This is a genomic window from Paraburkholderia acidicola (genome assembly GCF_002362315.1).
Lineage (GTDB): Bacteria > Pseudomonadota > Gammaproteobacteria > Burkholderiales > Burkholderiaceae > Paraburkholderia > Paraburkholderia acidicola.
Map to the genome: position 1 here is coordinate 400792 of NZ_MTZV01000004.1, position 15576 is coordinate 416367.

The 15576-nt window shown below is 61.8% G+C and carries 16 protein-coding genes; 4 read left to right on the forward strand and 12 right to left on the reverse strand.

The window, feature by feature from the left end:
* Positions 1 to 16 precede the first annotated feature (16 nt).
* The 5 genes from pyrR to BWP39_RS12035 form a co-directional block, all read right to left on the reverse strand.
* Positions 17 to 553, reverse strand: coding sequence for a bifunctional pyr operon transcriptional regulator/uracil phosphoribosyltransferase PyrR (gene pyrR / locus BWP39_RS12015; RefSeq protein WP_096720404.1), 537 nt, complete (start codon positions 551 to 553; stop codon positions 17 to 19).
* Positions 540 to 980, reverse strand: a complete 441-nt coding sequence (gene ruvX, locus BWP39_RS12020; protein WP_096720406.1) for a Holliday junction resolvase RuvX — start codon at positions 978 to 980, stop codon at positions 540 to 542. The genes pyrR and ruvX overlap by 14 nt, the downstream gene beginning before the upstream one ends.
* On the reverse strand, positions 977 to 1555 hold the full coding sequence (locus BWP39_RS12025) for a YqgE/AlgH family protein (protein WP_091010646.1): 579 nt from the start codon (positions 1553 to 1555) through the stop codon (positions 977 to 979). Before BWP39_RS12025 ends, ruvX begins: the two co-directional genes overlap by 4 nt.
* Before the next feature lie 207 nt (positions 1556 to 1762).
* Positions 1763 to 3181: a hypothetical protein gene (locus tag BWP39_RS12030; protein ID WP_096720408.1), complete on the reverse strand. Its 1419-nt coding sequence runs from the start codon at positions 3179 to 3181 to the stop codon at positions 1763 to 1765.
* 44 nt (positions 3182 to 3225) lie between these two features.
* Positions 3226 to 3396 carry a rubredoxin gene (locus BWP39_RS12035; RefSeq protein WP_096720410.1) on the reverse strand — a complete coding sequence of 57 codons (171 nt, stop codon included), beginning with the start codon at positions 3394 to 3396 and terminating at the stop codon, positions 3226 to 3228.
* Between the two features lie 215 nt (positions 3397 to 3611).
* Here BWP39_RS12035 and BWP39_RS12040 point away from each other — a divergent pair, with 215 nt between their 5' ends.
* Positions 3612 to 4472 (forward strand): hydroxymethylpyrimidine/phosphomethylpyrimidine kinase, encoded by an 861-nt coding sequence (locus BWP39_RS12040; protein WP_096720412.1) that lies wholly within the window; start codon positions 3612 to 3614, stop codon positions 4470 to 4472.
* 599 nt (positions 4473 to 5071) lie between these two features.
* The gene (cysC, locus tag BWP39_RS12045; protein ID WP_235851442.1) at positions 5072 to 5659 is read left to right on the forward strand and encodes an adenylyl-sulfate kinase; all 588 of its coding nucleotides are present in this window, start codon (positions 5072 to 5074) and stop codon (positions 5657 to 5659) included.
* A 125-nt stretch (positions 5660 to 5784) separates the two neighbouring features.
* On the opposite strand, the gene groL is transcribed toward cysC, so the two are convergent.
* Together groL and groES are read right to left on the reverse strand one after the other, a co-directional pair.
* Positions 5785 to 7428, reverse strand: a complete 1644-nt coding sequence (gene groL / locus BWP39_RS12050) for a chaperonin GroEL (protein WP_091010636.1) — start codon at positions 7426 to 7428, stop codon at positions 5785 to 5787.
* A 42-nt stretch (positions 7429 to 7470) separates the two neighbouring features.
* Positions 7471 to 7761: a co-chaperone GroES gene (gene groES / locus BWP39_RS12055; RefSeq protein ID WP_007178996.1), complete on the reverse strand. Its 291-nt coding sequence runs from the start codon at positions 7759 to 7761 to the stop codon at positions 7471 to 7473.
* Positions 7762 to 8467: 706 nt separating this feature from the next.
* Here groES and BWP39_RS12060 point away from each other — a divergent pair.
* On the forward strand, positions 8468 to 8743 hold the full coding sequence (locus tag BWP39_RS12060; RefSeq protein WP_091010634.1) for a hypothetical protein: 276 nt from the start codon (positions 8468 to 8470) through the stop codon (positions 8741 to 8743).
* 122 nt (positions 8744 to 8865) lie between these two features.
* Here the strand turns inward: BWP39_RS12060 and BWP39_RS12065 are convergent, their stop codons facing one another.
* The 3 genes from BWP39_RS12065 to BWP39_RS12075 form a co-directional block, all read right to left on the reverse strand.
* Positions 8866 to 9363: an ureidoglycolate lyase gene (locus BWP39_RS12065; protein WP_096720414.1), complete on the reverse strand. Its 498-nt coding sequence runs from the start codon at positions 9361 to 9363 to the stop codon at positions 8866 to 8868.
* Positions 9364 to 9375: 12 nt separating this feature from the next.
* Complete coding sequence (gene alc / locus BWP39_RS12070) at positions 9376 to 10386, reverse strand: allantoicase (protein WP_096720416.1); 1011 nt, start codon at positions 10384 to 10386, stop codon at positions 9376 to 9378.
* A 61-nt stretch (positions 10387 to 10447) separates the two neighbouring features.
* Positions 10448 to 11776 (reverse strand): C4-dicarboxylate transporter DctA, encoded by a 1329-nt coding sequence (locus BWP39_RS12075; RefSeq protein WP_096720418.1) that lies wholly within the window; start codon positions 11774 to 11776, stop codon positions 10448 to 10450.
* Positions 11777 to 11989: 213 nt separating this feature from the next.
* On the opposite strand from BWP39_RS12075, the gene BWP39_RS12080 reads away from it, so the two are divergent.
* Positions 11990 to 12682 (forward strand): FadR/GntR family transcriptional regulator, encoded by a 693-nt coding sequence (locus tag BWP39_RS12080; protein ID WP_096722471.1) that lies wholly within the window; start codon positions 11990 to 11992, stop codon positions 12680 to 12682.
* A gap of 166 nt (positions 12683 to 12848) precedes the next feature.
* On the opposite strand, the gene BWP39_RS12085 is transcribed toward BWP39_RS12080, so the two are convergent.
* Both BWP39_RS12085 and gspD read right to left on the reverse strand, forming a co-directional pair.
* The gene (locus BWP39_RS12085; RefSeq protein ID WP_133116862.1) at positions 12849 to 13079 is read right to left on the reverse strand and encodes a hypothetical protein; all 231 of its coding nucleotides are present in this window, start codon (positions 13077 to 13079) and stop codon (positions 12849 to 12851) included.
* A gap of 49 nt (positions 13080 to 13128) precedes the next feature.
* Complete coding sequence (gspD, locus tag BWP39_RS12090; protein ID WP_096720422.1) at positions 13129 to 15411, reverse strand: type II secretion system secretin GspD; 2283 nt, start codon at positions 15409 to 15411, stop codon at positions 13129 to 13131.
* Between the last annotated feature and the right edge of the window lie 165 nt (positions 15412 to 15576).

The window sequence follows — 15576 nt, forward strand, 5'->3', positions numbered from 1 at the left end:
GGTGTATCGGGGTAGATCAGGAATCGACGCGTGCCTCGGTGTGGAACGTGAAGCGCGGGGCGTCGTCGGTGCTGCCTTCGCCGCGTGCGAGCACGAGCGTGGTATTCGCTGGCACGTCGACCACGCCGCCGACAAAACGCGCCGCCACCGGCAACTCGCGCCCGCCGCGATCGGCAAGCACCGCGAGTTCCACCGATGCCGGCCGTCCGTAGTCATACAGTTCGTTCAGCGCGGCGCGCACCGTGCGCCCGGTGTACAGCACGTCGTCGACGAGCACGATGCGGCGCTTGTCGACCTCGAACGGCAACGAGGTCGGGCTGGCCTGCGTATGCAATCCCTTCTTCGCGTAATCGTCGCGATGCAGCGCCACGTTGACGACACCAAACGACGCCACTTTCAAGTCGCGTGCGAGGCGCTGCGCGAGCCACGCACCGCCGCTATAGATACCGGCGAGCACGACGTCGCCCGTGCCCGCGGCAAACGCTTCGCCATACGCGGCACGGATCTGTTCGAGCACGGCGCTGTAGAGCGCTTCGGCGTCAATGGAACTCATGATCTTCGGAAAGCCCGTCTAGATATTGCTGGAGGATGATGCGCGCGGCCTCGGCGTCGACCAGCTCGGTGCGCGCGGTACCGGCGCGGATGGCGGCTTCTGCTTCAACCGATGAATAGCGCTCGTCGACCCACGTCACCGGCAGATTGAAGCGGCCGTTCAGCTGATTGCCGAAACGTTTGGCTTGCTGGGTCATCGCGTGGGGGGTGCCATCCTGGTGCATCGGCAGGCCGACCACCAGTGCGTCCGGTTTCCACTCGTCGATCAGCTTGCCGACTGCCTCGAAGCGGTACTCGCGATTGCGGTTTTGCAGCACCACGAGGGATTGCGCATGGCGGGTCAGCGAATTGCCAACCGCCACACCGATGCGTTTTTCGCCATAGTCGAACGCAAGCAGCGTTGCCTCGCGTCCAGCCGCACTGCTCATGCGTGACCTGCTTCGCCCGAGAGCATCGACAGCGAAATGCCGAGCAGCGCGAGCGCGGCTTCGAGACGTTCTTCGGCGGGGACGTCGAAAACGATTTTCGGGTCCGCTTCCACCGACAGCCAGCCGTTCTTCAAAATCTCTTCCTCGAGCTGGCCGGCGCCCCAACCCGCGTGGCCCAGCGTGAGTAGAAAGCGCTGCGGGCCGCTGCCACTCGCCACCGCTTCGAGCACGTCCTTCGAGGTGGTCATTTCGAGGCCACCCGGCACCGACATCGACGACGTGTACGTGTTGCCTTCCGCGGGATCGTGCAGCACGAAGCCACGCTCGGTTTGCACCGGGCCGCCGAAGTAAACGGGGACATGCAGCAGGGGTTCGATTTCGAGCTTGAGGTCGATGCGGTTGAAGAGCGCCTGCAGATCGATGTCAGTCGGCCGGTTGATGACGAGGCCGAGCGCGCCGCGCTCGCTGTGATCGCAAAGGTAGACCACCGTTCCTGAAAACGTGGGATCCGCCATGTTCGGCATGGCGATCAGGAACTGGTTGGTCAGATTGATGCGATCGGTACTCTTGGACATAGTTCGGATTTTAGCAAAGACGATGCGGGATGGCGGGCCTTCGGCACCCGCCGACCGCAGAGGCGGATGGGGTTTGCCGCGATCCGGGAAATGCGGATCATGTTGCAACACTCTATCACGCGCCCAGCCCCGGCCGGCGGCCCTGTGTCGAGCCGCGCGAAGTATGCGCAATCGGGTGATGCGACGCGTCGGGTAACGGCGGGCACGCTAGGTGCCGCCACGCTCGATCGCGTGTGTGAGTACGGCGAGCGCGGCGCTGCCGTCGGTGGGGGCGATGCCGGCGGCGATCTTGTGCAGGATCGCGCGCAACGCTTCGGCGGCCTGCTCTAGCGCTGCGGCATCCGGTGCTTCGACGATCGGATGCGTCGCTGTGGTTTCAGTCACGCTCGCGTGGGCGCGCCGCCGCCAGGCCAGGCCGAGCGCATCGGCCAGCAGGCCGATGTGACCGAGCCCGAGCGCCGCTGCAGCCGCGCCGAGCCGGTACGCGGCGTCGCCCGCCTGCAGTGCCGCACTGGGGTCCGCCCGGTCGGGTTGCAACGCCGCGCGCGCATGGTCGGAGAGCGCGGCGATCGATGCATCCGCGGTTTGCAGGAAGTCTTCAAACGCGTGGGCGTTGACTGTCAGCACGCCGATTTCGCGGGTTGCACCATCGCCGCGCAATGCGGTTGCGTCGGCGGCAATCACCCCCGCTTCCCACAATGCCTCGGATGCCTGGGTACCCGCGACGTGCCAGTCGGTCGTCAGGCCGTAGTCGCGCAACAGCGTGACGTGATCGGCATCTTCTGCCGCGGCGCCGAACAGCGCGTAATCGCGCCACAGCAACGCGAGCGCCGGACGTACCAGCGAGCGCGGCGCGAGCCCGATGCCGCGCGCGTGGTCGGCGAGTGCGAGATTGCAGCGTGCATGGAAGCGCCGCAGGTCCGCGTCGCCGGACACCTGTGCGCGCGTGCGCAGCGCATCCGCGCAGGCGGCCGCGAGGCGCCAGAAATCGTAGGGATCGGGACCGGCGAGTTCGGTCAGGCAGGCGCTGAGTGTATCCGTGACGCCGGTGGCTCCGGCCGTCCCTGTTTGCGGCTCGTTCCCGGCCGGGGCGCGCAGCACCGGCAGCAGCGCCTGCTCGTAGCGGGCCCGCAGATGCGCGAGCCGGTCGGCGGGTTGCGGGCTGAAGGTGGCCGACGGGATGGGACGACCGGCCAGCGCGAGATCCTCGAACGCGGCATTCGCGCCCGACGTGTGCTGCGCGAGCAGCCGATCAAGCGCGCGGTAGTGCGCAAACAGCGCCGGCGAACAGGACAGCTCGCGGAGATTGTGCCGCTCGACGGCGGCGCGGAAATCGTCGAGCGCTGCGGCGAAGACAGCCCGCGCATCGTGCCCGCCGTTCGTCGACGCGGCATAGGTCGCGGCAAGCGGCGACACGAGCACGAGCGTGTCCGTGAACCGTTGTGCCGCAAGCCACCCTGCTTCGCGCAAGACCCACGCGGCCCGCAGCAGCGGCGCGGCAAACTCGTCGCCCCGCGCGAACGCATGCGCGGCGTCGGCCAATGCGGCCTCCGCCGGCCGCACCGCGCCGCCGCGCGGATTAGGTAGCGCTTCGAACGACGCGGGGAAAACGGCAGGAGGAATCATGGGCAGGCTGCAGGAACGCTGACGGGCCGCAGCGCGGCCCCGGATCAGATCTGGACCATCTCGAAGTCTTCCTTGCGGGCACCGCATTCCGGACAGGTCCAGTTGATCGGAACGTCTTCCCAGCGCGTGCCCGCCGCAATTCCCTCGTCCGGCAAACCGGCTTCTTCATCGTAAATCCAGCCGCAAATCAGGCACATCCAGCTCTTATGGTCCATTCTTGTATCGCGTCGAAAAGCACGTTAATTCGGGAGCCATGATGGTACCGTGTTGCCGCCCCACTGCCTAGCAATCGAGCCTCAGTTCCGGTCAGTGTGAAAAAATGCCCTGCCGGCGCAATAGGCCGCATAATTGAGCCGACCGCTGAACCGTTGCGCGCACGCCGCGCGGCGGCTTCCGCCCGACAATCCGCTCACTCCTGCTCCCGATTTTCATGCCCAGCGAGACCCCTCCGATCGTCCTCACCTTCGGCCTTTCCGACCCTACGGGTGGCTCCGGTGTTCAAGCGGACCTGATGACGCTCGCCAGTATGGGTTGTCACGGCGTCACGGTACTCACCGGCTATACGGTGCGCGACTCCGCGAACTGCGACGAGGTCACCGGGCTCGACCCCGAAGTCGTCGCGACGCAGGCCCGCATGCTGCTCGAAGACATGCCGATCGCGGCGTTCAAGGTCGGTGCAGCGACGCGTGCCGAAGTGGTCAGCGCGATTGCCGAAGTCGTCGCCGACTACGACGACATCCCGCTCATCCTCGCACCCGACTTCACACTCGACGACGAACACGTCCTCGCCGCCGACGACCTGCGCGAGGCGATCGCCGATCTGCTCGCCCCCCAGACCACGCTGCTGGTCGCCGACCACGCAACACTGCTCGCGCTGGCGCAACCGGACGGCGATGCCGAAGCACCGAGTCTCGACGCGGCGATCTCGCACCTGCTCTCACAAGGTTGCGAATACATCCTTTCGACACAAACCGGCACGCACCGGCTCGTCAATACGCTCTTCAGCGAAGACGGCCAGTTGCGCGAGGACATGTGGGATCGCGGGCCGCATCGCATCATGGGGCTAACCGATACGCTCGGCGCGGCCATTGCCGCATTGCTCGCGAATGGCCAGGATCCCGCTGAAGCGGTACGCGAAGCGCAGGAGTATCTGTATCAGGCGACCCTGAACGCGTACCGCCCGGGTATGGGCGCGTATCTGCCGGATCGCTTTTTCTGGGCTCGCGGCAGCGAAGACGAGACGCCGGTGGCGAGCGGGAAGGATGCGTCGCCAGGGGAAGCGCGGCACTGATCGTTGCTGGCGCGGGTGTGCGTGAGCCGGACACATTCGTGTCGCGGCTCGTCTTGCCTGGGTCTATTCAGACCGCAATTCATTACGCTCTATTGCAGACTCCAGCAGACTCGGATCCGTTTCCGGGTCTCCCCACGCTGGTGCATCGCGCCACTGATCCCATCGCGGGACCTGTGAGCCGCTTACATCCACATAACTGGCGGGCATCGACCGAGTATCGCTGCGCCGGACCATTCACAAGCACCTGGCCAAAACGCCAATACCTTGCCGACGTTCGTCCATTACGTCTGTAATTTGCCGTTACAGCGCCGTCTATTTCAATGCGATATATAACTAAAGGGCGCGCGCGATTCTTCGCTTATTACGTGTGATACACGTGATTCGGGAAATATGTCCGCGCCCTCGCGACAAACAGGAGAAATGACCGGCTACAGGTTTTGTAGAAGAACCGGCAAGAGAGATAACCCAAATTGAAAACCCCGCATTTACACTCCCCCTCGGCCGTCGAGTCTCGTCATGAACATGCGGACATCGATCAAGCCGACGACGCCGCGCCCGAAGATAGAACGACTGTCGTTGCCACTCGCACGCAGCCCTTCCTGCAACGCTTCAGCGGGGTCATCACCAGTCACGAGAGAACCCAGGTGCTTGGACAGAAGTCGATGACCGTCTGGCTCACGGGTCTGTCGGGCGCCGGCAAGTCCACGCTCGCCTTCGAACTCGAACGTCAACTCATGTCGGAGGGCCGTGCATGCTATGTCCTCGATGGCGACAGCGTCCGGCACGGCCTCACCAGCGATCTTGGTTTCAGCGCGCAGGACCGGCACGAGAATATCCGTCGAGTCGCGCACGTTGCACAACTGATGAACGATGCCGGGCTGATTGTGATCGTCGCACTGATATCGCCGATGCGGGAAGATCGCGCCATGGCCCGCGAGATCATCGGAGAGGACAAATTTATCGAGGTGTACGTTGCGGCCTCGATAAACGACTGCGAGCGCCGCGATCCGAAAGGTCTTTATGCGAAGGCACGCTCCGGCGCGATTCCGTCATTCACCGGCGTATCCGCGCCCTATGAGCCGCCAGTCGATCCTGACCTGACGGTGGACACGGCAACGTTGTCGAAGGCCAGCAGTGTCGCGCGCGTCTTCGGTTATCTGCAGGACCGGTATCTTTCGATGCCTTGATCCGCGCGCCCGGGCGCTGCAAAACCCGGAGCCATAAAAAAACCCGCAATTGCTTGCGGGTTTTTCGTTTCCGGGGGACACGCCTTGCGGCGCGTCTCCCGCATGCAATCCGGCAGAAGCCGAAATTACATGTCCATGCCCATACCGCCCATGCCACCCATGCCGCCACCACCAGGCATCGGTGCATCTTCCTTCGGCAGTTCGCAGACAGCTGCGTCGGTCGTGAGCAGCAGACCTGCAACCGAAGCTGCGTTTTGCAGCGCCGTGCGCGTCACCTTCGTCGGATCGACCACGCCTGCATCGACCAGATCGACGTACTCGCCGGTTGCAGCGTTGTAGCCGTAGTTGCCCTTGCCTGCTGCAACTGCTGCCACCACGACGCTGGCTTCTTCGCCGCCGTTCGTGACGATCTGACGCAGCGGCTCTTCCATCGCGCGCAGCACGATCTTGATACCTGCGTCTTGATCTGCATTGTCGCCCTTGATGCCAGCGATTGCCGAACGCGCGCGGATCAGTGCCACACCGCCGCCAGCCACGATGCCTTCTTCAACAGCTGCGCGAGTTGCGTGCAGTGCGTCTTCGACACGTGCCTTCTTTTCCTTCATTTCCATCTCGGTCGCAGCGCCAACCTTGATCACTGCCACGCCGCCGGCCAGCTTGGCCACGCGTTCTTGCAGCTTTTCACGGTCGTAGTCCGACGTCGCTTCTTCGATCTGCGTACGCACTTGCTTCACGCGCGCTTCGATGTTCGCGCCTTCGCCAGCGCCGTCGATGATCGTCGTGTTTTCCTTGCCCACTTCGATACGCTTCGCTTGACCCAGTTCGGCCAGCGTTGCCTTCTCGAGCGTCAGGCCGGTTTCTTCAGCGATGACCTGACCACCGGTCAGGATCGCGATGTCTTCCAGCATGGCCTTACGACGATCGCCGAAGCCCGGAGCCTTGACAGCCACCGTCTTCAGAATGCCGCGGATGTTGTTCACCACCAGCGTAGCGAGCGCTTCGCCTTCGACGTCTTCAGCGATGATCAGCAGCGGACGGCCAGCCTTCGCGACTTGTTCGAGGACCGGGAGGAGGTCACGAATGTTCGAAACCTTCTTGTCGTGCAGCAGCACGAACGGGTTTTCGAGCACAGCAACTTGCTTGTCCGGGTTGTTGATGAAGTACGGCGACAGGTAGCCGCGGTCGAATTGCATCCCTTCGACAACATCCAGCTCGTCTTGCAGCGACTTGCCGTCTTCGACGGTGATGACGCCTTCCTTGCCGACCTTGTCCATGGCTTCAGCAATGCGGTCGCCAATCGACGTGTCGCTGTTTGCCGAGATCGCGCCGACCTGGGCGATTTCCTTGTTCGTCGTGCACGGCTTGCTGATCTTGCGCAGTTCTTCGATCGCTGCGTTCACAGCCTTGTCGATGCCGCGCTTCAGGTCCATCGGGTTCATGCCCGATGCGACGTACTTCATGCCTTCGCGAACGATGGATTGTGCGAGGACCGTTGCGGTCGTCGTACCGTCGCCGGCGTTGTCGCTGGTCTTGGAAGCAACTTCCTTGACCATTTGCGCGCCCATGTTCTGGAGCTTGTCCTTCAGCTCGATTTCCTTCGCGACCGACACACCGTCCTTCGTGATCGTCGGGCCGCCGAAGCTGCGCTCGAGCACGACATTGCGGCCCTTGGGACCGAGCGTGACCTTAACAGCGTTGGCGAGGATGTTCACGCCTTCAACCATCTTGGCACGGGCGGAATCACCGAATACGACGTCTTTAGCTGCCATCTTCTAACTCCTTGAATTCTTGAAAATAACTGGGTGCGAAACTTACTTCTGCACCACAGCCATGATGTCTTCTTCGCGCATCACGAGCAGTTCGTTGCCATCGACCTTGACGGTCTGGCCAGCGTACTTGCCGAACAGGACGCGGTCACCGACCTTCACGTCGAGCGCGATCTGTGCGCCCTTGTCGTCACGCTTGCCCGGGCCGACGGCCAGGATTTCGCCTTGATCCGGCTTTTCTGCTGCAGCTTCGGGGATCACGATGCCCGAGGCGGTTTTCGTTTCCTGATCCAGACGCTTGACGATCACGCGATCGTGCAAAGGACGAAGGTTCATACACACTCCTCTCTTGATTGAGACTGAAGAACGCTGAGAAAACCCGGCTGGCGGGCCAACCGGCGATGTTGTTAGCACTCTCGTGCGGTGAGTGCCAATTATATGGACGAGGAATGACAAATTCAAGAAGTGGGTGAAGTTAGGGTGGCGAGAATCGCGTTACTTTGGATTTCGTTCGCTTGAATTTGAATCTTGAACCGTGGCGAAAAAGCAGGAATTCAATAAAATATCCTTTATAAACAGCAGGATAATCTACGCCCCACCCCTACCCGATGTCACTCACCGGAGCTGACACCAGCCCCTCGTGTGCGCGGCCCTAATCTGAAGAACGTCCCATGACCAGGGAAATCCCTCGGTACGTGAAAAAACGGCAAATCTGACCGGGTCCTTCAGCAAATAGCAGCTTCGATCGTGTGGTGCCGTCATGGTTCTGGGACTATCGATAGCGGCCAGACGGCTCATTAGCGGGCGGGGACCCGAGTCATGGTCACGCCATCGGCAGGTTCACTATTTCGCAGTGCAGATCGATCTGACCTTCTCTGGTTCGCGCGCCTATCTGGAACGCATACTATTGCGCGTCAACGCTCGGAGACCCGGTTTCGTTAGAAAGGAGCACGGTAAGCAGCCTCACGGCTCGCCGGCATACCCCCGGGAATGGCAGTACATCGCCGCCCGCCTCGCATGTGCCCCCAAAGGAGAGAATCATATGAAGCGCTTCGTCCTGAGTACCGCGGTTCTAGCAGCGACCTTGTGCAGTTTCTCGACGTTTGCCCAAACCGCACCGAAGAGCACCGGCGACAGACACCCCAACCTGCGTGTCGCGCAGGGCCTGGTCGCAGAAGCGAGTACGCGAATCAATGATGCACAGAAGGCCAATGAATGGGACCTTGGCGGACACGCCGGAAAGGCACGTGCGCTGCTTGTCGAGGCTAGCGACGAACTCAAGAAAGCAACGGAAGCCGCGAACGCCCATCCGAACTGATCCCGCATAAGCGGACTTTCAAAGCACGGGAGCAAGGAGGCGGCGCTGGCCGCACTGCGTCCTTGCTCTGCAGTGAAGCCGCGACAGGTATTGCCGAGCGAGATCGACTTACGCGCGGAGCATCACCCGGCTTCCATCGCGAGTCGTAGCGGGACGGGAAGTTCGATCTCGTCGCAGTTCGGTTGCGCCCCGCCACGATCCACGACTACGAAATCGCTGACGCGATCGAGCGCGAGCAGCGGGTGATGCCACACACCACGCGCATAGTTCACGCCCTGCCAGCCGTCGCTCACGAACGCACACATCCGTGCGGCGTCGAATTCGCCGGCGGGCGCCACCACGACGAGATAGCGCACATCGACAAGCGGGACGAATGCCTGGCTGCCGTGCGGGTGTCGCTCCATCATAGCGATCTCGATGGGCCACGCACGCGGTTGCGCGCGAAACAGGCTGATCAGCGGCCGGCCGCCGTCCGCGCATACGTCGACGTTCGCGAGATCGTGATAGCGCTCGGTCGTTCCGCCATTGATCGGAAAATGCCGCGCGCCTGCCAGTTCGATCACCTCGCCGAATGGTGCGAAAGCTTCGCGCGTCAGACGTTCTAGCCGTAATGTCTTCATCGATGCGCGCCCTTAGCCGAGCTCACCCCACAGACGCAGCCGCGACACGCCGCCATCCGGAAAGATATTGAAGCGCACGTGCGTCACCGGTCCGAGCGCTGCGAGTTCCGCCGCGAACGTATGCGCGTGGTCCATCTGCAGTTTCTGTTCGGCGAGCAGCACCGGCCAGAACATCGCCTGCGTCACCAGCGACTCGTCCGTGCCGCCCACTACCGATGCCGCCTGCAACGAGCAGCGATCCGGAAAATTGCCCTTGAAATGCGCAGTATCGACTTCGATCCGCCGGATCGTGCCCGGCCGCGCAAGCGCGACGATCGCCCAGTCGTTACCCGGCTCGCGGCGCCGCCGCGTTTCCCAACCGTCACCCATGTTGACGCCGCGCCCGGGCATCAGCATCTGCGACGCCGGCCCGAAATGCTGGTTGTTCGCAGCGACGAGATACGCACCGTTCTCGACGGCGGCGAGATCCACGAGACTGCCGCGCTCGACGCTCTCCCATTCGCGTTTCGGTTGACCGTACACACGCAGACGCGCGAGCCCGCCATCCGGATACAGATTCACGCGCAGATGGGTAAAGGCACGCGCATCGTTCACTTCGACGTAGTGATGCTGATTGCCCTGCAGCGTCGTCGCGGGCACGATGACATGCCACTGTACGTCCTCCGACGGCACGTCGTCGCCGGTATGGCACGCTTCGATTGATGCGGCGGGCGGGAAGTTGCCGGTGAAGTGGCTGGTATCCAGATCGACGCCATGCACGATGCCCGGACGCGCGAGCCGGACCACGCAGTGGTCGTGTCCTGCGGTGCGCTTACGGCGCGTCTCCCAGCCGTCCATCCACTTGCCGTGTTCGTCGTACTTGCCGGGGATGAACACCGCGGGCTGCGGGTCCAGCATGCGCTCCTTCGGCGCGAAGAATTCATCGCTGGCAACGAGCGCCTTTGCACCGAGCCGTGGGTCGGCGAGATTCATATAGCGGCGCGTGAAGGCCGGCGCGTTCGGATCAAGAGTGGAAGTTGCCATGATGGTGTCTATGGATGAGTGAAAGGGAGCGGGCGGTTCGTCCAGCCGTATTCAGCGAGCGTCAGAGCGCCGGAACGTGCCGGCCCGCAAGAGGTTCGTCGCCCGGTGTATCGCCGGCGGGCACGTAGCGCAGTTCCGGGTCCTGGTTCAGTACGCGGCGCGCACGCACCGCATCGATGTCGTTCTCCCACACCGCGACGACGACGGTCGCGACGCAGTTGCCGATCAGGTTGGTCAGCGCGCGCGCAATCCCGACGAACCAGTCGACCGGCAGGATCAGGACGAGGCCGAGCACAGGGATCGCCGGAATCGCAGAGAGCGTCGCGGCAAGAATCACGATCGCCGAGCCGGGAATGCCATGCGCACCCTTCGACGTCACCAGCGATACCAGCACGACCACGATCAGATCGTGAATGGAAAGCGGCGTGTTGGTCGCCTGCGCGATGAAGATCACCGCGAGCGTCAGATAGATCGAGAAGCCGTCGAGATTGAACGAATAGCCGGTGGGAATGACGAGCCCAACCGTCGAGTCTTTCACGCCCATCCATTCGAGCTTGCGCATGATCTGCGGCAGCACGGCATCGGATGAAGCCGTACCGAGGACGATCGACAGTTCCTCGCGCAGATAACGGATCAGTTTGAAGACGCTGAAACCCGCCATGCGCATCACGACGCCGAGCACCACCGCGACGAACACGATGCAGCTCGCGTAGAACACGATGACCAGCATGCCGAGCTGCTTCAGCGACGCGACGCCGTATGTCCCCGTCGTGAACGCGATTGCACCGAGCACGCCGAGCGGCGCGAGCTTGATGATGAAACCCATCACGCGGAAAAACACCTGTGCCAGCTCGTCGATCAGATGATTGACACGCTGTGCCTTCGGACCGAGCAACGACAGCGCCGAGCCGAACAGCACGGAGAACACGAGAATCTGCAGGATGTCGCCTTTCGCGAACGCATCGATGGCAGTGTCGGGGATGATCTTCAGCAGAAAGGCCGCGGTGTCCTTCAGGCTCTTTGCGTTTTCGGTGTAAGTCGCGAGCGACGCGGCGTCGAGCGAATGCAGATCGACGTTCATGCCGGCACCCGGTCGCGTCGCGTACGCGAGCACGGCCCCGATCAGCAGCGCGATCGTCGTCATCGCCTCGAAGTACACGACGGCCTTCAGACCGACCCGCCCCACTTTCTTCAGGTCACCGGCATGCGCGATTCCGCTCACCACCACACAGAACACGATCGGACCGATCACCATCTTGATGAGCTTCAGAAACCCGTCGCCGAGCGGCCGCAGCGATTGCGCGAAGTGAGGAAACAGCGCGCCGATTACGATCCCTGCGACAAGCGCGATCACCACCCGGCCAAACAGCGAATTGAAAAACTTCAACACGGCCTTCTCCCGGTTTCGGATCCATCTGTTCATACTGGTCTGACCAGACCCGTTATGCTGGATAGTAGAAAGCCGATATAGTCGAGTCAAGGATGAAAATCACCGTGTTTACCCAGGGTATTTCGTGCGGCAAGTCTTTTTGCGGCGATGCGGAACGGGCTGTGGGAAATGCGCACTACAATACTGGTCAGACCAGAAAAAACCATCGAGATGATGAGAAACGTCCCGCATACCGTGACTGACACCGCCGTCGCGAGGATCCGAGAACGGATCGAGGCCGGCGTGTATCCGGTCGACAGCCTGTTGCCTGCGCAACGCCAGTTGTCCGAGGAACTGGAGATCAGTCGAGCATCGTTACGCGAGGCGCTGACAGCGCTCGAGGCGCTCGGGCTGCTGACAATCCGGCCCGGCAAAGGGGTGTACGTGCAAAGCACGCAGGTGTCGAACGCGCACACATGGCGTTTCGCACAGCAGTCGTCGCCGCCGGACACCTATCAGATGCGCTTTGCGCTCGAAGGCTTCGCCGCGCGTATGGCGGCACTCGCGATCAGCGACGCCGACATCGAATGGCTCGAAGAGAACCTCGCTGCGCTACAGGTTGCACTGTCGAACAACGAGCTCGACGAAGCAGCCCAGCTCGATTTCGACTTCCACATGCGCATCGTCGCGATTGCCGGTAACGCCTCTATCGAATCGATTCTGCGCAGCAGCGCCGACATCATGAAGGAAAGCCAGCGCATGCCGTTCTACCGGCGCGAACTCGTACTCTCGACGTTCCACGAGCATCGCGAGATTCTGGACACGCTCAAGGCCCGCGACGGCGCGGCAGCGGGTCAGGCGATCGAGACACATATCAAGAATGCGGCGCAGCGCGCAGGCGTGTATTTTCCGACGCCGCAAGCGTAGCTTTGACGAAAGTGGGAGCAGGCAGAATGCGAATTTCTGCCTTTAGTGCCCAGGTTATATAGCGTTGCCGAGTTATCCGCGAGGACCAGAACCGATGTCGTTTCTGGGTTTTCACGCCACCTTATCTTTGTGGCGACGACTGTGGGATGTCGTGGCGTACCGCTCGCTACGCGCTCCCCGCCTTGTGAAGCGCATCACCAATCTGCCGCAGCGCTTCGATAAGCGAGTCGACTTCCGTGGTTTGCGCAATCTGCTGGGTTGCCACGCCATAGCCGTAGCCCGTCTCCAGATGTTTGACCAGCTCTGAAACGGGCAAGACTCCGTTGCAGTCAAGCGCCTTTGCCAGGGCGAGATAACCCCACATTACTGCCATCACTTCACCGGATCGATCGTCCATGGGGCGTTTCCTTTATCTTGCGGGCATGACTAAATAGTTGGCAAACCAGTCAAGGATGGTCACCCGGTGATTCGATCTTCGAACTGACGCCGCTCGCCGAAGCAGGTGCGGGCGCCGCTGCCTTTGGCGCCATCTGCTGACGACGCATCTGGTCCAGATTGAACAGATTCATGGCGGGCGAACCGCCCTCGGCAGGGCCGAGCGGCATCGGCGGAACGACGGGATCGTCCGTGTCCTTGATCAGGTTGTTGTCCGACTTGTACGCGCCCTGCACACCCTGGATGTAGTCGTAGCGGTTCTGCGTCACGGCTCGCGCAGTCGCGCGGTCGTTGATGATCACAGGACGCAGGAACACCAGCAGATTGGTCTTCGAGCGGGTCTTCGATTCCGAGCGGAACAGCTGGCCGATCCACGGAATGTCGCCGAGCAGCGGCACCTTGCTGTTGCTGACCGCGTAGCTGTCCTGCATCAGGCCACCGAGCACAATGATTTCGCCATCGTCAGCGAGCACCGTCGATTGAATCGAACGCTTGTTGAACGTCGGACCGTTCGGATTGGTCGTCGCGTCGGTCGTGCCACTTACGACCGACGAGTCTTCAGTGGCAAGCTGCAACTTGAGGATCCCGCCGTCGGTGATCTGCGGTTTGATATCCAGCGTCAGGCCAACGTCCACGCGATCGACCGTGTTGAACGCCGAGGCCGTGCTACCGCTGGTGAGATTCGAATACGACCCGGTGGTGATCGGCACATTCTGGCCCACCACAATCTTGGCTTCTTCGTTGTCGAGTGTGACGAGGTTAGGTGTGGACAGCACATTGACGTCGCTGGACTGGGACAATGCCTGCAACAACGCGCCCAGCCCCTGGACACCGAGAAAGTTGTGCACCCAACCGATGTTGAGCCCCTGAGACAGGCTCCCCAACGACGACGCAAGACCCCCGGTGGTCGCCGTCGCCGCCGCCGACGTCAGATTGATGATGCTGTTGGTGCCGCTCGCCGCGAGGTTAGTGCCGGCAACGAGCGAGTTGTTGCCGATCTGCCACTGGATCCCGAGATCGGCATTGTTGTTCGCTGCCAGTTCGACGATCAACGCTTCGACGTAGACCTGTGCACGCCGCGCATCGAGCTGGTCGATCACTGCGCGCAGGTTGCGATACACCGCGTCCGGCGCCGTGATGATCAGCGAGTTGGTCGCCGCATCGGCCTGAATCATGCCGCCCTGCTGATTGTCGTCACCCTTGTCCTTGTCGCCGCCCAGCAGCCCCGCTGCGGCGGTGCCACCGCCGGTGGTCGAACCCGACGAGCCGCTTGATGTCGACGACGAGCTACCCAACCCCGACGGCAGCGGCGGCGTGCCTGACGTCCCTGTCGAGAAACTGCCGCCGCCCGACGACGAGTTGCCGTTCTGGTTAAACGAGTTCGCATCGTTGGAGCTGGCCGACGAACCGCTGTCGCCGCCTTTGCCCAGCATGCCGTGCAACGTCTTCGCGAGCTTTACCGCATCGGCATTGCGCAATGGCACGACGTGGATGTTGCCGGGTTGCGCAGTCGGCGCATCGAGTTTCTTCGCGAGCTGCTCCGCTGCATTGAGTCGCACCGCGTTCGATGCGCGCAGCAGCAGCGAGTTAGTGCGAGGATCGGCGGTAACGGAGACCTTCAACGTCGTATCCGTACTACCGATCGCACCCGGATCGAGCATCTTCGACAGCGACTGTGCGGTGTCGAGTGCGTTCGCGTTACGCAACGGCACAACGGCCACCTGCTGACCCGCCGCCATATCGATACCCGCGATGATCTGCGCGATACGCCGCACGTTATCCGCATAGTCGGTCACGACGAGCGTGTTGTTCGCGGGGTACGCGGCCACCGTGTTGTTCGGCGAGATGAGTGGACGCAGTACCGGCAACAGATTGTTGGCCGATTCGTTCTTGAGCTGGAACACCTGCGTGATCACCTGGTCGCCACGCGCGGCAGGTGCATTGCCGACATACGTCGGTACACCCTGCAGCTTCGCATCGGCTTCCGGCAGCACCTTCAATACACCGTGATCCTGGACCATCGAGAACCCTTGCATCCGCAACGCAGATTGCAATGTCTTGAGCGCCTGATCTTCGGGCACCGGGTTCTCCGAAACGAGATTGATTTGCCCCTTCACGCGCGGATCGACAATGATCGTTTTGCCAGTCGCTGCGCCAATTGCTTTCGCTACCTGATCAATCTCGGCATTGACGAAATTGAGTGTCACCTGAGCATGTCCGCTTTGTGCGGTAATCAGACCGGCCACCAGCAGCACCGAGGAAAGGCTGCTCAATATCTTACGATTTCTTCTCATGGGTGTAATGTCGATGCCTGCAATGACGCTTCAAGATGTCATATGTTGTTCATCCCCCGACGATTTAAAATCCTTAACAGTAATTACACGTTTATTAGTTCTACTGTAATTGCTGTGTATATAAATTTTGCATGTGCCCGACGCCAAGTCAATTGATTCAATCGA